Source organism: Paenibacillus sp. FSL P4-0338 (assembly GCF_038002365.1).
GTDB lineage: Bacteria > Bacillota > Bacilli > Paenibacillales > Paenibacillaceae > Paenibacillus_AQ.
In genome coordinates this window covers 4585106-4605200 of the sequence record NZ_JBBOCG010000001.1, presented here as the reverse complement: position 1 = coordinate 4605200, position 20095 = coordinate 4585106, and the positions used below count along the sequence as shown (strand labels likewise).

16 protein-coding genes and 2 riboswitches are annotated in these 20095 nt (G+C 54.5%); of the genes, 7 read left to right on the top strand and 9 right to left on the bottom strand.

What is annotated here, in order from left to right:
- Nucleotides 1-10 precede the first annotated feature (10 nt).
- The 3 genes from MKZ07_RS20245 to MKZ07_RS20235 form a co-directional block, all read right to left on the bottom strand.
- Complete coding sequence (locus MKZ07_RS20245; RefSeq protein ID WP_341027289.1) at nucleotides 11-820, bottom strand: ABC transporter permease; 810 nt, start codon at nucleotides 818-820, stop codon at nucleotides 11-13.
- The gene (locus MKZ07_RS20240; protein ID WP_341028055.1) at nucleotides 798-1847 is read right to left on the bottom strand and encodes an ABC transporter ATP-binding protein; all 1050 of its coding nucleotides are present in this window, start codon (nucleotides 1845-1847) and stop codon (nucleotides 798-800) included. Before MKZ07_RS20240 ends, MKZ07_RS20245 begins: the two co-directional genes overlap by 23 nt.
- A gap of 177 nt (nucleotides 1848-2024) precedes the next feature.
- Nucleotides 2025-2375 carry a hypothetical protein gene (locus MKZ07_RS20235; protein WP_341027288.1) on the bottom strand — a complete coding sequence of 117 codons (351 nt, stop codon included), beginning with the start codon at nucleotides 2373-2375 and terminating at the stop codon, nucleotides 2025-2027.
- A 209-nt stretch (nucleotides 2376-2584) separates the two neighbouring features.
- Here MKZ07_RS20235 and MKZ07_RS20230 point away from each other — a divergent pair, with 209 nt between their 5' ends.
- Nucleotides 2585-3361 carry a helix-turn-helix domain-containing protein gene (locus MKZ07_RS20230; RefSeq protein ID WP_036694728.1) on the top strand — a complete coding sequence of 259 codons (777 nt, stop codon included), beginning with the start codon at nucleotides 2585-2587 and terminating at the stop codon, nucleotides 3359-3361.
- Nucleotides 3362-3465: 104 nt separating this feature from the next.
- Here MKZ07_RS20230 and gcvPB read toward each other — a convergent pair whose 3' ends face one another.
- From gcvPB to gcvT, 3 genes are read right to left on the bottom strand one after another with little or no spacing between them, the layout of a single operon-like run.
- Complete coding sequence (gene gcvPB, locus MKZ07_RS20225) at nucleotides 3466-4926, bottom strand: aminomethyl-transferring glycine dehydrogenase subunit GcvPB (RefSeq protein ID WP_036694730.1); 1461 nt, start codon at nucleotides 4924-4926, stop codon at nucleotides 3466-3468.
- The gene (gene gcvPA, locus MKZ07_RS20220; RefSeq protein WP_036694732.1) at nucleotides 4923-6275 is read right to left on the bottom strand and encodes an aminomethyl-transferring glycine dehydrogenase subunit GcvPA; all 1353 of its coding nucleotides are present in this window, start codon (nucleotides 6273-6275) and stop codon (nucleotides 4923-4925) included. Before gcvPA ends, gcvPB begins: the two co-directional genes overlap by 4 nt.
- Complete coding sequence (gene gcvT / locus MKZ07_RS20215) at nucleotides 6272-7396, bottom strand: glycine cleavage system aminomethyltransferase GcvT (protein WP_341027285.1); 1125 nt, start codon at nucleotides 7394-7396, stop codon at nucleotides 6272-6274. Before gcvT ends, gcvPA begins: the two co-directional genes overlap by 4 nt.
- Nucleotides 7397-7476: 80 nt before the next feature.
- Nucleotides 7477-7577, bottom strand: a riboswitch (glycine riboswitch).
- Between the two features lie 3 nt (nucleotides 7578-7580).
- Nucleotides 7581-7678, bottom strand: a riboswitch (glycine riboswitch).
- A 184-nt stretch (nucleotides 7679-7862) separates the two neighbouring features.
- Between gcvT and gcvH the strand changes: the two genes are divergently transcribed.
- Nucleotides 7863-8255, top strand: a complete 393-nt coding sequence (gcvH, locus tag MKZ07_RS20210; protein ID WP_036694735.1) for a glycine cleavage system protein GcvH — start codon at nucleotides 7863-7865, stop codon at nucleotides 8253-8255.
- Nucleotides 8256-8355: 100 nt separating this feature from the next.
- Here gcvH and MKZ07_RS20205 read toward each other — a convergent pair whose 3' ends face one another.
- Nucleotides 8356-9231 carry a flagellar motor protein MotB gene (locus MKZ07_RS20205; protein WP_036694736.1) on the bottom strand — a complete coding sequence of 292 codons (876 nt, stop codon included), beginning with the start codon at nucleotides 9229-9231 and terminating at the stop codon, nucleotides 8356-8358.
- Entirely contained in the window at nucleotides 9228-10013 is a 786-nt protein-coding gene (locus MKZ07_RS20200; protein ID WP_036694737.1) for a flagellar motor protein, read from the bottom strand. The genes MKZ07_RS20205 and MKZ07_RS20200 overlap by 4 nt, the downstream gene beginning before the upstream one ends.
- 181 nt (nucleotides 10014-10194) lie before the next feature.
- On the opposite strand from MKZ07_RS20200, the gene uvrB reads away from it, so the two are divergent.
- Nucleotides 10195-12186 carry an excinuclease ABC subunit UvrB gene (gene uvrB, locus MKZ07_RS20195; RefSeq protein ID WP_036694740.1) on the top strand — a complete coding sequence of 664 codons (1992 nt, stop codon included), beginning with the start codon at nucleotides 10195-10197 and terminating at the stop codon, nucleotides 12184-12186.
- Between the two features lie 368 nt (nucleotides 12187-12554).
- On the top strand, nucleotides 12555-15431 hold the full coding sequence (gene uvrA / locus MKZ07_RS20190; protein ID WP_341027281.1) for an excinuclease ABC subunit UvrA: 2877 nt from the start codon (nucleotides 12555-12557) through the stop codon (nucleotides 15429-15431).
- Between the two features lie 418 nt (nucleotides 15432-15849).
- Here the strand turns inward: uvrA and MKZ07_RS20185 are convergent, their stop codons facing one another.
- A complete protein-coding gene (locus MKZ07_RS20185; RefSeq protein ID WP_036694742.1) occupies nucleotides 15850-16089 on the bottom strand; it encodes a DUF3977 family protein in 240 nt (79 codons plus the stop codon).
- Between the two features lie 398 nt (nucleotides 16090-16487).
- Between MKZ07_RS20185 and MKZ07_RS20180 the strand changes: the two genes are divergently transcribed.
- From MKZ07_RS20180 to MKZ07_RS20170, 3 genes are all read left to right on the top strand, one after another.
- Complete coding sequence (locus tag MKZ07_RS20180) at nucleotides 16488-16697, top strand: hypothetical protein (RefSeq protein ID WP_036694743.1); 210 nt, start codon at nucleotides 16488-16490, stop codon at nucleotides 16695-16697.
- A 130-nt stretch (nucleotides 16698-16827) separates the two neighbouring features.
- Nucleotides 16828-18015 (top strand): S1C family serine protease, encoded by a 1188-nt coding sequence (locus MKZ07_RS20175; protein ID WP_235218412.1) that lies wholly within the window; start codon nucleotides 16828-16830, stop codon nucleotides 18013-18015.
- Nucleotides 17996-19960 carry a stalk domain-containing protein gene (locus MKZ07_RS20170; RefSeq protein WP_341027279.1) on the top strand — a complete coding sequence of 655 codons (1965 nt, stop codon included), beginning with the start codon at nucleotides 17996-17998 and terminating at the stop codon, nucleotides 19958-19960. The genes MKZ07_RS20175 and MKZ07_RS20170 overlap by 20 nt, the downstream gene beginning before the upstream one ends.
- Nucleotides 19961-20095 lie beyond the last annotated feature (135 nt).

Here is a 20095-nt window from a genome sequence, read left to right as displayed (position 1 = left end):
TCCTTCAGCCTTAGCCTCCATGAATGGTCACCTGGCGGACCGCCCAGTTCCACATGGCTTTGCCTGCCATCCAGAGCCCTGCTCCCCAAAAGAGCTGAAGGGCGATCAGCCTTAGACTCTCCCCGGTATCTGCCTGCTGCAGGAAGATCATCGTTGGCGTATGAATGATGGCCTGGAAGGGCAGCAGCAACGCCAGCTTTTCCAGCCAGTCCGGGAAGAAGGCCAGCGGTACCAGTGCGCCTGACAGCAGGTTGGTAAGCGCAATCCGCGTCCAGACTATCCCCAGTGACCCCGTCGACCAGAAGCATAACAGGGCCGCCAGATAGACCACGCCGAATTTGACCACAACCGCGCAGAGCAGACTGACCGCAAACAGCAGATAGACGATAAGCGAGTGGGGGAAGGTCACTCCGGTAAGGAAGGTGGCGAAGACGATCAGCAGAACCGTGCTTATCGCACCCTCCAGCAGACTCGCACCCAAGGTCTCAGCGAATCGGGCCGTCTGGAAATCAATCGGTTTCAAGAGGTCCATGGCGACGCTGCCGTCCAGGATTTTGCCGGAGATGGAGGTCTCGGAATACCAGGACAAGACGGAATTGGCCAGGAAGGTCACCAGCAGATAGGTCTTCATCTGATCCCAGGAGTAGCCGCCCACCGCCTCGCGCCCGCCATAGATTCCCTGCCAGAGGAAGAAGATTGCCACCAGATTAATTGAGTTTGCGAGTACATTAATGATGTAGGAGTTCCGGTAGGCCATCACATTCTGCAAGGAGCGGTTGGCAATGCTTCTGTATTTGTTAAGCCGGGCTACTGTCGTCATGGTGCGTCTGCCCCCTTGCTTCCCGGTGCTCGTTCAGGTCCAAATGGCCGTCATAGACAGCCTTAATGACCTGCTCAATATGGGTATCCTCCATGCGGAAATCGAGTACCTCCCCATGCTTCATCACCCGGCGAACCACTTCACTGGCGGTATATTCATACCGGTCAAAAGTGACCGAGAACTCCTGGCTGCTCTGCTGTTCCAGCTTCAGCCCGGGGCTCTGCTCCAGCAGCTCGTACAATTCCGGCATAGGGGAGCGTACCTGGAAGAAGATCACACGGTTTTTGGCAAAACGGGCCTTGACCTCGCTCAGCGTACCGTCATAAATAATCGCGCCGTGATCGATAATGACCAGCCGCTTGCACAGGTCTTCGATGTCGCCCAAATCATGGGTCGTCAGCATCACGGTCGTCTGCTGCTCCTGGTTGATCTGCTTGATGAACCCGCGGATTTTCTCCTTCACAGATACATCAAGGCCAATCGTCGGCTCATCGAGATACAGAATCGGCGGATTATGCAGCAGGGCTGCGGCCAGATCGGCACGCATGCGCTGACCCAGCGAGAGCTTCCGCGCGGATAGGTGGATGAAATCGCTCATCCCTAGCATTTCGGTGAACAAGTCCATGTTCTTCCTGTAGAGGACATCCGGAATCTGATAGATATCCTTCAGCAGCGAAAAGGACTCGGCAATCGGAATATCCCACCACAGCTGGGTACGCTGCCCGAAAACTGCGCCGATCTGGGCGGCGTTTTCCATTCTTTTGCGGTACGGATTGATCCCGTTCACAGAGATACTCCCGGAGGAAGGCATCAGAATGCCGGTCAGCATCTTGATGGTGGTCGATTTACCGGCACCGTTCGGTCCCACGTAGGCCACCGTCTCCCCTGCTTCAATGCTCAGATCCAGCGGCTTGACCGCCACCTTCTCAATATGCCTGGGCAGGAACAGATGCTTCACCGCTCCCTTTAGGCCGGGCTCCTTCACCGCCTGCATAAAGGACTTACTCAGTCCTCTGGCTTCAATCATACTCAAGCTTAACCCTCCTGTTCATTACTTTGAAAGCGTTACCGCAGATGACTGCGGAGAAAATATCTGAATCCTCAGCGGGCTGAAAGTCGTAAGAGTAAATATATCACTGAGCCGATGTCGAAAACTATCAGATTAGGTCGATTTTGCAAAAAAAAAGCAGCAGCCCCGGATAGCCTACACCAGCCGGGATTTGCCGCTCCGCTTAAGGAGAGTCTGGACGGCGAACCCTACCAGCAGGGGCAGCGCCAGTTGAACCTCAAGTCTCCAGTCTACAGCATACAGGTCTACGAGGTTAATCTGCTTCAACAATACATAGGTCACGTTGTATAAGAGGAATGAACAGCTGAAGGTGAGCAGAGGGATCAGATGCAGTGTCCTTTTATTCTGCAGTAGCCGGTATCCCGCAAGGGTTAAGAGTGTATAGCTGGCCATGATGAAGAGGGCATAATTACTGCCGAAGCGCAGGAAGGATACCATGGCGGTAGCCAGATTGAGGGCAGTCGATAGATAGCCGATGCGAAGCATGTCGAACCTCCTGGAATTATGTAGAAATATGAGATGAACAGATTTCTACATTTTACAGCGCTAACGCGGGGATTTACAGATCCAATACTGAATGTTCATTATTCCGTAATTGTATGTTATAATGCTTTCTTTTAAAATTGATGATATAGGAATTGGTAAATATGGAGGGATCGTTTGTGAGAGTCTTTAATCAATCAAGAGCATGGAGTATGCCTGGGGATTTAGAAGCTAGCGAACTTGAAGCCTTCCGGCCCCTGGAGGCAGCTAAGGCCCAAGTCCAGGGAGGGATGTCCGTGGCGGCGGGGGCTTCCGAAGAATCCAGGGAGCACATCTACCATAGAGCTATGATTTCTTCGATCCGCAGTGAAATGAACAAATTAAGCCAGCTGCTCTCGATTCCATATGTGGTATTCCTGACAGACAAGGCGGGGATCATTCTGGAGCTGGTCTATTCCTCTTCGGAGACGCAGGCGGAGATGGAGCAGGCGGAGCTGCGTCCGGGGGTCAGCTTAAGCAGGCAGCAGGCGGGAATGAATGCCGTATCGCTGGCGATGGAGATGAACTGCATCGGGGTGGTGCGGGGAACGGAGCATACGGATCAGACCTTCCGCGACTGGAACTGTGTATGCGCTCCGCTGCAGGATGATGATAGCGTTTACGGGTATGTTGATATTTCTTTTAATAGAGGAGAGCCTATTGAATTCGCCGTTCCCTTCGTGCAGCAGATTGCCGAGAATATCATGGAGAAGTGGATGGAGAAGAACCCGGAGATGCAGCAGTATCGGCTTGAGGCCATGCTTCTGGAATATAAACTGACTGCGCGGGAGCAAGAGGTAGCGAGGCTATGGCTGATGGAGAAGAGCGCGCTGCACATCGGGAGCGATCTGGGGATCAGTGAAGGCACGGTGCGCAATATGTTGAAGAGCATCTATAGTAAAATGCGGGTGAATGACCGCTTCCAGTTCGTGAAGCGCCTTACGCCTTAGCCGGGAGATCCGCTTCCGGGTACATACAAGACAGCCGGGCAGCGATACGAATGTATCCCTGACCCGGCTGTTTGATTTAGAAGCCTAGCTTCTCTGGCAGAAGGTTAACCGCAGGAGCAGTTAAGTACAGGCTTACGCGCGGCCTGCGTCTCATCGAGGCGGCTGATTTCAGTCGTATGCGGTGCGTTAATCACTATCTCCGGCGTTTCCTCAGCTTCCTTAACGATTCGGATCATCGTCTCAATGAAGCCGTCGAGCGTCTCCTTGCTCTCGGTCTCGGTCGGCTCAATCATCATACATTCCTCTACCGTCAGCGGGAAGTAGACGGTTGGCGGATGATAGCCGAAGTCAAGCAGCCGTTTGGCTACATCGAGGGTACGGACGCCGTATTGCTTAAGGTTCTTGCCGGACATGACGAATTCATGCTTGCAGATGCCCGGGAAGGGAATCTCGAAGTAAGGAGCCAGCCGGTGCATCATATAGTTGGCGTTCAGCACGGCGTTCTCGGACACCTCACGCAAGCCGTCAGGACCGTAGGTGCGGATATACGCATAAGCACGGACGAGAATCCCGAAGTTGCCGTAAAAGGCTTTGACGCGGCCGATTGATTCCGGCCCGCCGCAGTCCAGCGTGAAGCTGCCGTCTTCGTTCTGGGCCACAGTAGGCTGCGGCAGGAACGGGATCAGCTTCGCCTTTACACCGACTGGTCCGGCTCCCGGACCTCCGCCGCCATGCGGCGTACTCATCGTCTTGTGCAGATTGAGATGCACCACATCGAAGCCCATATCGCCCGGGCGGGTGATGCCCATAATCGCGTTGGAGTTCGCTCCGTCATAATAGAGCAGGCCACCCGCTTCATGGACAATCGCGGCGATCTCGACGATCTGCGTCTCGAAGAGTCCGAGGGTACTCGGGTTCGTGAGCATCAGCGCGGCGGTGTCGCTGCCGACAGCGGCCTTCAGTGCTTCGAGGTCCACCATTCCCTTGTCATTGGAGGGGATGGTCACGGTGTCGAGACCGGCTGCGGCGGCACTGGCCGGGTTGGTGCCGTGCGAGGAATCGGGCACGATCACTTTGGAGCGGACTTCGCCGCGGCTCTCATGGTAGGCGCGGATCATCATCAGGCCGGTCCACTCGCCGTGGGCGCCGGCAGCGGGCTGCAGGGATACGGCATCCATGCCGGTCAGGGCGGCGAGATCCTTTTGCAGCGTGTACATCAGTTCAAGCGCACCCTGGATGCTCTCTTCCGGCTGATACGGATGGATCTTGGAGAGTCCCGGGAAGCGGGCGACATCCTCGTTGATCTTGGGGTTGTATTTCATCGTGCAGGAGCCGAGCGGATAGAAGCCGTTGTCAACTCCGAAGTTGCGGCGGGACAGGGCGGTATAGTGGCGGATCACATCCACCTCGGATACCTCCGGCAGTACGACCGGCTCACTGCGCAGCAGCCCTTCAGGAATGAGTGAGCCAAGGCCCTCGTCCTGCGGCACATCACACAGAGGCAGGGAGTAGGCAGAGCGGCCTGGACGGCTTAATTCAAAAATCAGACTTTGTTCCGGTTTCATACACAGCCCTCCAGTGCGCTTGCGAATTCGTCAATTTCGGTCTTGCTTCGTTTCTCCGTTACGGCAACCAGCATATGTCCGGCCAGCTCGGGATAATCCCGGCTTAAGTCATAACCGCCCAGATAGCCTTCCTTCAGCAGCTTGGAGTTAACCGCACTCACACTGCTGCCCTCCGGGAGCTTCAGGACGAATTCATTGAAGAACGGGGCAGTGAAGACGCGCTCTGCGCCAGTGATTTCAGCCAGCCGCCCAACGGCATAGTGGCTCTTGCGGATGTTCAACTCACCAACCTCGCGCATGCCCTCCTTGCCCATCACGGACAAGTAGACGGAAGCGCACAGCGCCAAGAGCGCCTGATTGGAGCAGATATTCGAGGTCGCCTTCTCCCGGCGGATATGCTGTTCGCGGGCTTGCAGCGTCAGCACGAAGCCGCGCTTGCCATTCCGGTCAACCGTCTGGCCGACGATCCGGCCCGGCATCCGGCGCATGAGCGGCTCGGCAACGGCGAAGAATCCGCAGGTCGGACCGCCGAGCGAAGCGGCAATTCCCAGCGGCTGCGCGTCACCGACAACGATATCTGCGCCAAGCCGTCCGGGAGACTCCAATACGCCAAGTGCAATGGGATTCGCGCTGACGACAAGCAGTCCCTTAACCGCATGGATCAGCGGTTCGATCCCGCGCAGATCCTCAATCCCGCCGAAGAAGTTGGGGGACTGAACCAGAACGGCAGCGGTATCGCTGTCGATGGCTTCGGCCAGCTTGGCAAGATCCGTTACCCCGTCAGCATAGTCAATCTCTACAATTTGCAGACCCCAGGCGTTGGCGGAGGTACGCAGCACCTGACGCGCTTCCGGGTGAACTGTACGGGAGACAATCAGTTTCTTGCGTTTGGTGGCGCCTGCGGCCAACACAGCCGCTTCGGAGAAGGCGGTTGCGCCGTCATACATACTGGCATTGGCAACCTTCATGCCGGTCAGCTCACAGATATAGGATTGGAATTCAAAGATCGCCTGAAGCTCCCCCTGGCTGATCTCCGGCTGGTAAGGAGTGTAGGCAGTATAGAATTCCGAACGGGAAATCACATGGTTGATGACGACCGGAACGTGGTGGTCGTACAATCCGGCGCCCAGGAAGCTGGTGTGGGTATCGAAGTCGGCATTCTTGTCAGCCAGGCCCTTCATATGGCGAAGCAGTGCGTATTCGTCCAAGGCGCCGGACATCGGCAGGGTTCCCTGGTAACGGACAGACTGCGGAATATCGGCGAACAGCTCATCGATGGATTGTATGCCTACGGTCTCCATCATTTCTGCGCGGTCTTGCTCAGTCATTGGCAGATAGCGGTGCTTCATTGCGGCTTCACTCCTTGGCTTCTTTTGTAGAATGGGGCTTTGATGACGGCAGCCTTGAGCTGCTTGCCGCGAATCTCCACGTACACCTCTGTGCCGATCTCCGTATAGGCAGCGTCCAGCAGGGCGAGTCCGAGATTCCGCTTCAGGGTCGGGGACTGGGTGCCAGTCGTTACTTCACCGATCTTCACTCCGTCCGCGTACACAGGGTAGTGGGAACGGGGAATGCCGCGGTCGATCATCTCCAGGCCCACAAGACGCCGGGGCAGACCGGCTTCCTTCTGCTTCAGCAGGGCATCGCGGCCGATGAAATCGCCGGCGTCCAGCTTCACGAAGAACTGGACACCGGCTTCAAGCGGCGTAATCTCCGCCGACAGCTCCTGGCCGTACAGCGGCAGCTTGGCTTCGAAGCGGAGCGTATCGCGTGCGCCGAGTCCGGCAGGCGTCAGGCCATGCGGAGCGCCAGCGTCCAGCAGGCCGTTCCAGAGTGCTGCTGCTGTATCTGCGGGAGCATACAGCTCGAAGCCGTCCTCACCGGTATATCCGGTACGGGAGAGCAGGACGGTGACGCCGCAGACTTCAGCGTGTTCGAGGAAGTGGAACGGCTTAAGCTCTGTTAGAGACACCTGCGTGACCTTGGCCAGAATCGTCTCTGCCAGCGGACCCTGCAACGCGAGCAGCAGCGTCTCATCCGAGATATTCTTCAGACTGACGCCGCTGAATTCAGCGGTAAGATGCTCCTGCAGCCACTGGAAGTCCTTGTCGATATTGGACGCATTGACGACAAGCATGTAACGCTCCACGCCCAGCCGGTATACCAGCAGATCGTCCACCACTCCGCCGCTTGGGTAGAGCATCAGGGTGTACTGCGCTGCGCCGTCTTCCAGGCGGGTGACATCATTCGTGGTCATTCTCTGGAGGAAGGCTTCTGCACCGCTCCCGGTAACCATGAATTCCCCCATGTGGGAGACATCGAACAGTCCGGCCCGTTCACGGACGGCTTCATGCTCCTTCACGATGCCGGTGAACTGCACCGGCAGCTCCCAGCCGCCGAAATCAATACATCTGGACTCCGCATAAGCGGCATAGAGGTCATAAAAAGGCGTTCTTCTCAAAGACTCCATCTTGTCACTCCCTTGGTCTGATTACATACGAAAAAGGACAGGCGAAAGCCATTATGCACGCATGCATAAATGGACTTCCGCTCTGTCCTTGGTACCTGAGAGTTACCCTGCAATGAAGCGCAGGTTTCCCCGTTGGTGATCCGTGAAGCCTGCGGCGCAGGCACCCGGATGCTCTCCAGAGATGCGTCCGGCAAAGGTCCTTTTGCCTGAGAGATTCACCCATCCCGGGCTTACTCCTTCGGCGCTGTCTTCCTGTGAGACAGTCTCTCCCTATGCCATCATTCGCAAACCATATGTTTTTCTACTGACTCCATTAAACCGGGTAACCCTCTGCCCTGTCAATCAAAAAACGTCAAAAAGTTGACAAATTTAATTTTACTGTCAGTTATATTGACATTAGGCAAGCCGATAACTTAGGCTATAACTAAATTTAGAACTCCAATTACGGAAAAGAGGCGGCTTGGACATGAGTGAAGTGCTTGACAACCTGCTATACAGCGAAGAGCATGAGTGGGCGCAGCAGGGCGAGGGACGCGTAGTACGTGTAGGGATTACGGATCATGCGCAGCATCTGCTGGGCGATATCGTGTTTGTAGAATTTCCGGAAGTAGGCGCGGCGATCTCCGCAGGCGACAGCGTGGGCAGTATCGAATCCGTGAAGACCGTATCGGAGCTATATTCACCCGTATCAGGCAAGGTGACCAAGATCAACGATGCGCTGGAGGCCAGCCCGGAGCTGATCAACGATCACCCTTACGGGGACGGCTGGATTTTTGAGCTGGAGCTTGATGCAGAGTTCGGAGAGGCAGTAACCGGCCTGCTGGATGCGGCTGCGTACAAGGAACTGGTTGGGGAATAAAAGGTAGCTTATTTGCGGAAGCGGATGTTAATACGGCAGACCTCTCTTTATAACATTAGATGTTACTAATGTGAGAGGTCTGTCTTTTTGCGTCTGTATCTTACTCCTTCTCCTGAAGCTGGCGCAGCACAATCAGTTCAACCCGGCGGTTCCGCTGCTTTCCCTCAGTGGTTGTATTATCGTAAGCAGGCCGGGTATCGGCATAACCTGCGTACTGGAAGGTATCAGGGCTCAGCCCCTCTTTGTCCAGAAAAAAGCGCAGGACGGACAGCGCCCGGGCGCCCGATAACTCCCAGTTGTCTTTGTACACTGATCCTGGTGTCACGGGAACATTGTCGGTGTGGCCTTCGATGCTGATGGTAGCGCCGATACCGCGGAATAGGCCGGAGAGCTGGCGCAGTGCAGGGAAGGCAGGGGATTTCAACTCAGCCTTTCCCGCATCGAACAGGAACCGGTCACTCAGCGTGATGGCAATGCCCTGCGGCTTATCAGCAACAAAAATCTGTTCCCCAAGGTTATTCTCCTCCACATACTCCGTGATGACGCCCATAAGAGCAGCCAGCTTCGCTTCCTGTTCCCGAAAAGCAAGCTCGCGCGCTGACGGCTGGTGCCCCGCCCCATCTCCTGTTTGCCCGGTTCCATTCAGCCCGTCCGCATCCGCAGAGTCTGTGGCTGAAGGAGCGCCAGTGTCTCCACCGTCTTCATTATGACCCTTCGAAACGCCAGCCCCGGTGATTCCCTGATTGCCTTCCAGCACGCCGCTTCCGCCTTCCAGCACTGCACTTCCGCTCTTGAAGGTATCCGATAAGGAGCCGCTGACAATGGCATACTTCTGCGAATCCAAGCTGCTCATAGCATACAGAATCACGAAGAAAATAAGCAGAAGCGTGATCAGATCCGCGTAGGTAATCATCCAGCGGTCCCGGCTCTCCTTGCCGGCGGCGGCACGGGGCTGCCGGCGGTTTCTTTGTCTCATAGCGGTTCCTCCGGGCTGGTGCGGATGCTGCGTTTAGGAGCGTCTGTCAGGAAAGGGGCCAGCTTTTGCCGGACCAGATGCGGGTGATCCCCATTCTGCAGGGACAGAATGCCGACGAGCAGCATCTCCATGGTGCCCAGCTCACTTTGGCTGCGGGATTTGATTTTGGAGGCGATGGGTAAAAAGAGTAGATTGGCACTGGCTACGCCATAGAGTGTTGCTGTAAAAGCTACGGCAATCGACGCACCCAGATTGGAAGGGTCCGTTAAATTGCTTAGAACCCGGATTAGCCCCATAACGGTACCGATAATGCCCATGGTCGGTGCATAGCCGCCGGCGGCTTCGAATATTTTGGCATAGCCTTCATATTTCAGCTCCTTGGCATCCATCCCAAGCTCCAGGATCTGGCGGACCTGATCCGGGTCATTGCCGTCGACAATCAGAAACAGGCCTTCACGGGTGAAGGGATCGGGATGTTCTTCTGCCCGTTTCTCCAGGGCGAGAACACCGCCGCGCCGCGTGAGTGCAGCCATGGCAATCAGCTCTTCGGCTTGTTCCCGGCTGGTATCCCGTTGCCGGTCAAAAGCCAGGCGGAGCGCCGCCGGAATGCTGCGGAGCTTGGACCCCGGGAAGCTGATGAGCACCGCCGCAAGGGTGCCGCCGAACACGATCAGGGCAGCATTGGGCTGCAGCAGGCCGGACAGGCTGCCGCCTTCCCACAGAAAACCGCCGATCATAGCGGCAATTCCGGCCAGCAGGCCGAGTATTGTAATGAAATCCATAAATTCAGGCTCCTTAAATTTCTATATATTATGGTTTGCAACAGTCTGGGCAACGCTGTATAATAAACGGGAACGTGCATTCCTATCTTCCATATTTTTCAGTATGGTATGGATGAAGGATAATTAGGGTTAAAATTATAATATATTCATATATTCTAGACGATAGAGGGGAGACGGGCAAATGAGTGATATTGTCGTCAGTACGAAGACTTTTGAACTGGAGTCCGAGTATACACCCCAGGGCGATCAGCCTCATGCCATAGAAGAGTTAGTGGACGGCATCCGGCAGGGCAAGAAGCACCAGACGCTGCTGGGAGCGACAGGTACAGGCAAGACCTTTACCATCGCGCAAGTGATTTCCAAATTGAACCGCCCGACGCTGGTCATTGCGCACAACAAGACGCTTGCTGCACAGCTGGCGAGTGAGTTCAAAGAATTTTTTCCAAGCAATTCCGTGGATTACTTCGTCAGTTACTACGATTACTACCAGCCTGAGGCGTACATTCCTTCCTCTGATACCTACATTGAGAAAGACTCCAGCATAAATGAAGAAATCGACAAGCTCCGCCACTCTGCAACCAGCTCGTTGTTCGAACGCCGTGACGTTATTATTGTGGCGAGTGTGTCGTGTATTTATGGCCTCGGTTCGCCGAAGGAATATGGAAGCTTGCTGCTCTCGCTGCGGGTAGGGATGGAGAAGCCGCGTAATCAGATTCTGAGCCGGCTCGTAGATATCCAGTATCAGCGTAACGATATTAATTTTGTGCGCGGTACGTTCCGTGTACGCGGGGATGTCGTTGAGATCTTCCCGGCATCCCAGGGAGAACATGCGATCCGGGTTGAATTGTTCGGAGACGAGATCGAGCGGATCACGGAGATAGACGTTCTGACAGGCGAACTGATCGGCGAACGAGATCATATTGCGATCTTCCCTGCGTCCCACTTTGTCACCCAGGAAGAGACGATGCGTGTAGCCCTTGTTAATATTGAACGTGAGCTTGAGGAGCGGCTGGCTGTGCTTAATGGAGCAGGCAAGCTGCTGGAGGCTCAGCGCCTGGAGCAGCGGACCCGTTATGATATCGAGATGATGAAGGAAGTCGGCTTTTGTTCGGGAATCGAGAACTACTCCGGTCCGCTTACCTTCCGTGAGCCGGGAGCTACTCCTTATACGCTGATGGACTATTTCCCGGATGATATGCTGATTGTGATCGACGAGTCCCATGCTACGCTTCCGCAGATCCGGGCGATGTATAATGGTGACCGTGCGCGTAAGACCGTCCTGGTGGAGCATGGATTCCGCCTGCCGTCTGCGTTGGATAACCGTCCGCTGCAATTCGAGGAATTCGAAGACAAGGTAAGCCAGATTGTATATGTGTCCGCAACACCGGGCCCTTATGAGATGGAGCATTGCGATACTATGGTTCAGCAGATTATCCGTCCTACCGGTCTGCTTGACCCGATTATAGAAGTGCGTCCTACCGAAGGACAGATCGATGATCTGATTAGTGAAATCCGTGACCGGGTAGAACGCGATGAACGTGTACTCGTTACCACCCTTACGAAGAAGATGTCTGAGGACCTGACGGACTACTTCAAGGAGATTGGCATCAAGGTACGTTATATGCACTCTGATATCAAGACGCTGGAGCGGATGGCAATCCTGCGTGATCTCCGTCTGGGTACCTTCCACGTGCTGGTCGGTATTAACCTGCTTAGAGAGGGTCTTGACCTGCCGGAGGTCTCGCTTGTCGCCATCCTGGATGCCGATAAGGAAGGGTTCCTCCGTTCCGAGCGTTCGCTGATCCAGACGATCGGGCGGGCCGCGCGTAACTCTGACGGGCGTGTTATTTTGTATGGGGACCGCATAACAGATTCCATGGAGAAGGCAATGAGCGAAACCCAGCGCCGCCGTGAGATTCAAATGGCTCATAATGAGAAGCACGGGATTACCCCGACAACCATCAACAAGAAGGTCCGCGACATCATCGAGGCGACCAAGGTGGCCGAGTCCAAGGCCGATTACCTCACCGGTGTCGGCGGCAAGCTGAACAAGAAAGACAAACAGAGCCTGATGCAGCGCCTGGAGGCCGAGATGAAGGACGCCGCCAAGAACCTGCAATTCGAACGCGCCGCCGAGCTGCGCGATGCCTTGCTTGAACTGCGGGCAGAGTAACCCGGCGCTGAAGTTAACGATCCAGGGAACGGTGCTATTCAGGCCGTTCCTTTTGAAGATAAAGGGGCCACGTCCTTGCGTATCCCGAAGGGACAGCCCGCTGTTAAGCCCTTAGCGCGTATCCCGGAGGGACAGCGTTGTCGGCAAGCCACAGCGAGCCGAATCGCTCTAATCGTAGGAGCGGCCCCGTAGGGGTTAGCGGGCCCATTGCCCCAGTAGTCGTCCATTCACCAACCTAATTCCTTCCGCCGAGCTTGCGGGTGTCCAGAGGGTGCAACCCTTGGGGCCCTCCCTTGGAAGGGAGGGTTTGGGAGGGATCGAAAGGTAATGTTTTTCCATTTTAAATTCCCCTTAAAGGAGAGGTACCGTTGGCACATGAAAGTATAGTAATCAAGGGCGCAAGGGCCCATAATCTCAAGAACATCGACGTAACGATTCCGCGTGACCGCTTCGTCGTGCTAACGGGGCTGAGCGGTTCGGGTAAATCCTCCCTGGCCTTCGACACCATCTACGCCGAGGGACAACGCCGGTATGTGGAGTCTTTGTCTGCGTATGCCCGCCAGTTCCTGGGCCAGATGGAGAAGCCGGATGTAGATTCCATCGACGGACTCTCTCCGGCCATATCGATTGATCAGAAGACTACTAGCCGTAACCCGCGTTCCACGGTAGGGACGGTTACGGAAATCTATGACTATCTGCGGCTGCTTTTTGCCCGGGTTGGCCATCCGCATTGTCCGGATCATGGCATAGAGATCACTTCGCAGACCGTCGAACAGATGGTGGACCGGATTATGCAATACCCGGAGAAGACTCGCCTGCAGATTCTGGCCCCAGTCATTTCCGGCCGTAAGGGTGAGCATAAGGGTCTCTTCACAGATATCTCGAAGCAAGGCTTCGTCCGTGTACGTGTGGATGGTGAACTACGCGAAGTGACGGAAGATATTGTACTGGAGAAGAATAAAAAGCATACGATTGAGGTTGTTGTTGACCGGATTGTGATTAAGGATGATATCGAGACCCGGCTTACCGATTCTTTGGAGACTGCGCTGAAGCTGTCCGGCGGTCAGATTCTCGTTGATGTGATGGGCCAGGAAGAGCTGTTGTTCAGTGCCAGCTTTGCTTGTCCAGTCTGCGGATTCAGCATAGAAGAGCTGGCGCCGCGCATGTTCTCCTTCAACAGCCCATTTGGGGCCTGCCCTGAGTGTGACGGGCTGGGGATGAATATGGTAGTCGATCCCGATCTGCTGATCCCGGATATGGAGAAGTCCATTGAAGAAGGAGCTTTCCTGGCCTGGACAGGCAGTACGTCGAACTACTATCCACAGTTCCTGAAATCTGTATGCGAGCATTTCAAAATACCGCAGAATGTACCGGTCAGCAGCCTGTCGCCAGAGCATATGAACAAGCTGCTGCACGGAACGGGCAGCGAGAAGATCCGCTTCCGGTATGAGAACGACTTCGGCCAGCGCAAAGACGCTCTCGTTGCGTTTGAGGGAATAATTCCTAATCTGGAGCGCCGGTACCGTGATACAGCCTCTGAGGGTATCCGTGAGTTCATTGAAGGCTTCATGAGCGCCAAGCCCTGCCATTCGTGTAAGGGAAAGCGGCTCAAGAAAGAGATTCTGGCGGTGACCATCAATGAGCGGAATGTTGCCGATGTGACGGATCTTTCCATTGGGGATTGCCTGGACTTTTTCGCAGATCTGAAGCTTAGTGAGAAAGAAACAGCGATTGCCAATCTGATCCTCAAGGAAATCAGCAGCCGGCTAGGCTTCCTGGTGAATGTGGGGCTGAATTATCTGACCCTTAGCCGGTCAGCAGGTTCTCTATCCGGCGGGGAAGCCCAGCGCATCAGGCTGGCTACCCAGATCGGCTCCAGTCTGATGGGAGTCCTCTACATTCTGGATGAGCCAAGTATCGGCCTGCATCAGCGGGATAATGACCGCCTGATTGCTACACTGGCCCATATGCGTGACCTCGGCAATACGCTCATTGTTGTTGAGCATGATGAGGATACCATGATGGCGGCTGACTATATTATCGACATTGGACCGGGAGCTGGCAAACACGGCGGCCAAATCATTGCCCAAGGGACCCCGGAGGAGATTATGAAGGACCCCGGTTCCCTGACCGGTGAATACTTGAGCGGACGCAAGTTCATCCCGGTGACTGCTAAGCGGCGGCCAACCGATAATGAACGCTGGATCGAGATCCGTGGAGCGAAGGAGAATAACCTGAAGAATGTGAATGTAAAGATTCCGCTCGGTGTGTTCACAGCGGTAACCGGCGTATCCGGGTCAGGCAAATCTTCGCTCATTAACGAGATTCTCTACAAGAGTCTGGCCCGCCAGCTTAACAAGGCGGTCAAGGTTCGCCCAGGCTTGCACAAAGAAATCCGCGGCCTGGAGAATCTGGACAAGGTCATCGAAATTGACCAGTCCCCTATTGGACGTACTCCGCGCTCCAATCCGGCTACGTACACAGGCGTGTTCGATGATATCCGTGATCTGTTCTCCAAGACGAATGAGGCCAAGGTACGCGGCTTCCAGAAGGGGCGCTTCAGCTTCAATGTGAAGGGCGGCCGCTGTGAGGCGTGCCGTGGAGACGGGATCATCAAGATTGAGATGCACTTCCTGCCGGATGTCTACGTGCCCTGTGAAGTTTGCAAAGGCAAACGGTATAACCGCGAGACGCTGGAAGTGAAATATAAAGGCAAAAATATCTCGGATGTGCTGGAAATGACAGTGGAGGATGCAACGGAGTTCTTTAAGAACATTCCGAAGATTCACCGCAAAATGCAGACCTTGCTGGATGTAGGTCTGGGCTATATTAACATCGGCCAGCCGGGAACCACCCTGTCCGGCGGTGAAGCTCAGCGTGTGAAGCTGGCTTCGGAGCTGTACCGCCGCAGCACCGGCAAGACCCTCTATATCCTGGATGAGCCGACAACCGGCCTGCATGTGGATGACATCGGCCGTCTGCTTGAGGTACTGCACCGTCTGGTCGATTCAGGCGAATCGGTTCTGGTTATCGAGCATAATCTCGATGTCATCAAGACGGCCGATTATATCGTCGATATGGGACCGGAAGGCGGCAGCGGCGGCGGTACGGTCCTAGCCACTGGAACACCGGAGAAGCTGATTACTGTTGAGGAATCCTACACTGGCCGCTACCTGAAGCCTGTCCTGATCCGTGATACGGAACGTACGTTGGCTATGGAACTACAGACTTCTGAGACGGTGTAGCTGATAACCCTAATACCCCATGTCCCTTCTTACAGGAGAGGCATGGGGTATTTTTAATCTATTGCGGCAGGTTTCACAAGTTTCATACATTTTGGGGAGACAGAACGCCCCCTTACTTATTCTCTAACTTGTAGAGTAGACGTAGTTGGAAATAAGGCACTTAATATTGCTGGAATGGCGTGGAGTACGAACGTAGTTGGAAAAACTCCACTTCTCTCCATGGAACTCTGCGGATTCAGCGAAAATCGGGCTGAACAAGTGTTGTTTTTCCAACTGTTTGTTATAAATGCAACGGTTGCACCAAACTAGATGTACTAATTCCACTTAAATATCCCTCACACTTGCACTCCAGCGGTAAGCAAAAAACACACGTAACAGCAATACTGCCCGATCAGCAATTTATAGTATCAGCTCCCCGCTACAACTCACTGCGGATGCCCAGGATGATTTTGAACCGGCGGGTAGCTTTAGCTCCCCGTTTGAACCCTTCCTGTGAGTCCGCAATCCAGACTGTTCTTCCGATCCAGACCCGGATGTAGAAGGAACGGAAGATGACTGGCCGGACGATCCCCTGTACTTCGACCTCTGTGCCATCCGGCTGTTCAATCTCTGTTCGCACCCACCATGTGTTTCCGATTCCAAATTCGATATATTTCAAGCAGGGATCACCGTTCCTTCTACTGGCCTATATTCTGAATTCAGGATTGATTGTAACACTATATTATAAGAAAATTAAACGGACAGTAGACAAGCAGTTTAGGCATATCTACAGCATGTCCGCCGTAAGATTCAATGAGAAGCTTTTACGTTGAATGGATAGCAGCAGCTGTAGGCTGGTTTGAAGTGGATTGGCTCCTTGAAAAATGAATAAAACAACAACGGTCAATGATAAATATCGCTAATTTGAGGTGCGTTTTAGTCATAAGGGATATTTTTTTGTGACAAATACACCGTTTTTAAAATATTTCTATTGCGTGACTGAAATGGTAACGATAACATAGAAGGTGATATGGATTAGAGAAACTTGCTTGACAACACTCTCAGGGAGGGATTGCCATGCTGCTTGCAGAAGCTGCCGCGCAAGAACCGTCTAAATTTCATACCTTCGATGCGTTTATGATTGTATTCACGATCCTGATACTTATCGGTGTGGTCCGGCTGCTTAGAGCTCCACAGAAGAACAAATTTGCTATCGGTTTTGCAGTGGTAAGTCTGCTGGTGTTTGTGGTATCCGATTATGCAATGATTATCAACTGGTTTAGCTAGAGTAAGGCACACATAACCTCAGATGCAAGCTCATCTTAAAGACACCTTTACCGCCAGCGGCGATCCTAAAGGCGTCTTTTTTTGAAGATAAGAATTCATATGCTTCGCGCGCAGGAAAGAAGGGGAGAGCATGGGGATGGGGAGGAGCGGGATTGCCCGAGGCAAGGTGGTACTGCCGGGTATTCTGCTGATATCATTGTCGGGATTCATAGGTCCAGCCGGTGTTGTTCATGGGGTGGGCTACGGAGAGGCAGGAGCATTAGCGGCTGAGAGAAGCCCGGCTGTCAACGTAATGAAGGCCGGACAAGCAGGTATTGTGCAAAAGGAGAGTAAGGGACAATGGAGCCAGCCCGCAGCAGCAGATCCGGTTCCGCAAATCATAAGCAGTGTCTCGCCGTCTGTAGTCGGCATTATCGGCAAAGCGGGCGGAGAAACCGGCGGGCCGGATGACCGCTACAATCTGACTCACGGCTCCGGGATTATCGTCAGGGCTGACGGATGGATCATTACCAATGCCCATGTGATGGCAGGGCTGGAGAAGGCAGTAGTGGTCACCTCAGACGGGACGAGCTATAACATCACAGATACATACTCGGACGAATTCAGTGATCTTGCATTGGTCAAAATCAAAGCCAAAGCCTTAAAGCCTGCAACCTTCGCAGGCAGCGTCACCAAGCTTCAGGTAGGCGAAAAAGTTATAGCGATTGGTACGCCGATCTCCTTTTCCCTGAGAAATTCGGCGACTGTAGGCGTAATCAGCGGTCTCAACCGTTCGGTGGATGCGGCGTACCGGCTGATCCAGAGCGATACGGCGATCAATCCCGGCAACAGCGGAGGGCCGCTGGTCAATATGAAGGGGGAGGTACTCGGGGTCAACAGTATGAAGTTCGCAGCAGTGGGTGTGGAAAATATGGGCTTCTCGATTCCCGCAGATACGGTGAAGTACATCATGAATCAGCTGCTCCAATATGGAGAGGTCCGGCGTCCGAGCCTTGGAGTGGAGCTTGAGGAGAGCTGGCCTGTGATTGTCGGACTGCCGGGGCAGGAGCCATTGACGGTGACGAAGGTGCTTACGGCTGAAGCGCGCAAGGCAGGGATCACGCCAGGAGATGCCCTCTATGCGATAGACGGACACCGGGTAACTTCACTTGTCGATGTTAATGAGTTATTCAGACAGTACAAGCCGGGGGCAGTGGTCAAGCTGCTGATGCAAAGTGACGGCGATATCGTGGCCAGAAGCCTTGTTCTTGGACAAGGTGACCCTTTGGTGAGCGCCGCTAAGACGGAGGGGGAGACCGATGATCAGACGACAGAGTGAGGAGGCGGCAGGTACAGCCAGACCTTGTAGCAGGGCGGGACATCTACGGCGCGGAGTGTCTGTTATTGTAGTCCTATTGTTGCTGCTCAGCCTATTTCCTGTGGGAAAGGCCCAGGCGGCGGAGGGGGCATTGCTACAGCTTAGTCTTCAAGCGGGCAGTGCTTCTGCAACGGTTAACGGGAAGCCGGTCACGATTCCGAAGCCTTTTTCGGAGAATGGAACGCTGCTGGTCCCGTTGGGGATTTTCAAAAAAGCCTTCGGCAGCACCGTCTCCCTGCAAGGCGATGATGTGGTGAAGGTTATGTACGGGCCGCATACCGGTGCGATGACGATAGGCAGTACGACTGCCTGGAAGGATGGCGTCAAAATCAAGCTCGCCACGCCCCCGCGTATGGTATCCGGTGTGCTGATGGTGCCGCTGAGGTTCGTGGCTGGAGTGCTCGGTGCACGGATAAATCCGGCGGAGGGCGGAGGGGTACTAGTTACGCTAACTCCTCCGGTGGCAGCAGTAGGCGTTGAAGTGCAGAGCGGGATTGACAGTGACGCCGGCAAAACCCGGATCGGCAACAGTTATCTGGAGTGGAGCATGAACTATCCGCCAGGGCTGGTGGTAGGTGACAGTGGAGGAAATGAGAGCGTAGCGACTTTTACGAGTGCAGAGAACGGGTACTATCTGGAGGTGCACGCTTCGCCGCTTGCCGTTCCGCTTGATCCCGAAGGGCTGCTGGAGAATCTGGTCCGCTCCTCGGAGGAGGGCGGGGAGATTGTGCTGGACCGGGAGGCTGTGCCAAAGGCCAAGGTTCCTTATGCCCGGACAGTGAGCAAGGATTCGAGCGGCGCGCTCTGGGAGGGCAGGCAATATTATGCCGGAGGCAGGTTGTATGAGATCTATCTGACAGATGACAATGCAGCGAATTATAAGGATCTGGGCAAATATGCGGCGCTGCTGAATTCTTTCCAGCCCTCTTTTGACGCATCCGACGGAAAGCTACGCGACCTCTCTACTATCCGCAACGGGCTGCGCGAAGGCTACAACGATGACTACGGGATTGCGCTCAAAGTCCCTGCCGACTGGAGTGCAGATGACCAGCAGCTCTACTATGCAGGCAAGCAGGGGAGTTATCTTCGTGTAAAAGTAAGCTCCGCCCCTGCGGGCTCCACGCTGGCAAGCTGGAACCAGGAACTGCTGTCTCAGCTCCGTGACACCTATGTGGCTGAGGCCTACACCTTGAAGGACAGCGTAGCGGGCAAGGTCTCCGGTGAGCCGGTGCTGATTAACGAGATCGGGCGTAACCCGGGCAGCGGGTGGAGCACCGAATATCAGATTTTGCTGCTGAAGAACGGGTACCGTTATTATTTTGAATATGTTGCGGCTTCCGGACCCGGGCAGAGTGGTGATCAGGCGCACTTCACTGAGGTGTTGAACTCGATCGATATTGATTTTGCCCAGACGAAGAGTAACTTCGGACGCCTGGCGTCCGAGGATTATACACAGCTCAGCCAGAAGTCGGTCACCAAGACCTCCAAGACCTACGGCTACAAGCTCGAGATTCCGCGGCTGTGGAGCCCGGTTCAGGATCTGTTTGAGAGCCAGAGCGTGGAATACCGCTTCACCGGCGGCCGGTTCCAGCTCTATGCCAGCCCCGAGGTCACGCCAGAATATGCCGTCGGCCAGCTGCAGAGCTATTACCAGAACACCAAGCAAGATCCTAAGGGCCCGCAGGTGAAAGGCATCACAGAAACCACCTTCGCCGGTATGCCAGCCACCATACTCACAGTAGAGCAGACCAAAAACAGCATCCCGGTGGGCACGAAGATCATCGTCTTCAGCCGCAATGATGTGGTCTATACGCTCACCGTCACACTGAACACCGCCAATGCCACGGCGAGCCAGCAGGCGGTGCTGGAGCGGGTGCTGGGGTCGTTTGGGTGGGTGGAGGAGTAGGAGGATATACGAAGAATGCCTGAATTGCCATTATTGGCAGGAGGCATTCTTTTTTTGTATGGTGCTGACGAAGGAAGTGTTCATATAATTCTTGCCATTTAGATGGCGCGGAACTGTGATATTTGATACAATTAA

What these genes read in the sequence shown, in the direction of transcription:
- MKZ07_RS20245 (WP_341027289.1), bottom strand. Translation starts at nt 820, where the DNA reads ATGACGACAGTAGCCCGGCTTAACAAATACAGAAGCATTGCCAACCGC.
- MKZ07_RS20240 (WP_341028055.1), bottom strand. Translation starts at nt 1,847, where the DNA reads ATGATTGAAGCCAGAGGACTGAGTAAGTCCTTTATGCAGGCGGTGAAG.
- MKZ07_RS20235 (WP_341027288.1), bottom strand. Translation starts at nt 2,375, where the DNA reads ATGCTTCGCATCGGCTATCTATCGACTGCCCTCAATCTGGCTACCGCC.
- MKZ07_RS20230 (WP_036694728.1), top strand. Translation starts at nt 2,585, where the DNA reads ATGCCTGGGGATTTAGAAGCTAGCGAACTTGAAGCCTTCCGGCCCCTG.
- gcvPB (WP_036694730.1), bottom strand. Translation starts at nt 4,926, where the DNA reads ATGAAACCGGAACAAAGTCTGATTTTTGAATTAAGCCGTCCAGGCCGC.
- gcvPA (WP_036694732.1), bottom strand. Translation starts at nt 6,275, where the DNA reads ATGAAGCACCGCTATCTGCCAATGACTGAGCAAGACCGCGCAGAAATG.
- gcvT (WP_341027285.1), bottom strand. Translation starts at nt 7,396, where the DNA reads ATGGAGTCTTTGAGAAGAACGCCTTTTTATGACCTCTATGCCGCTTAT.
- gcvH (WP_036694735.1), top strand. Translation starts at nt 7,863, where the DNA reads ATGAGTGAAGTGCTTGACAACCTGCTATACAGCGAAGAGCATGAGTGG.
- MKZ07_RS20205 (WP_036694736.1), bottom strand. Translation starts at nt 9,231, where the DNA reads ATGAGACAAAGAAACCGCCGGCAGCCCCGTGCCGCCGCCGGCAAGGAG.
- MKZ07_RS20200 (WP_036694737.1), bottom strand. Translation starts at nt 10,013, where the DNA reads ATGGATTTCATTACAATACTCGGCCTGCTGGCCGGAATTGCCGCTATG.
- uvrB (WP_036694740.1), top strand. Translation starts at nt 10,195, where the DNA reads ATGAGTGATATTGTCGTCAGTACGAAGACTTTTGAACTGGAGTCCGAG.
- MKZ07_RS20180 (WP_036694743.1), top strand. Translation starts at nt 16,488, where the DNA reads ATGCTGCTTGCAGAAGCTGCCGCGCAAGAACCGTCTAAATTTCATACC.
- MKZ07_RS20175 (WP_235218412.1), top strand. Translation starts at nt 16,828, where the DNA reads ATGGGGATGGGGAGGAGCGGGATTGCCCGAGGCAAGGTGGTACTGCCG.
- MKZ07_RS20170 (WP_341027279.1), top strand. Translation starts at nt 17,996, where the DNA reads ATGATCAGACGACAGAGTGAGGAGGCGGCAGGTACAGCCAGACCTTGT.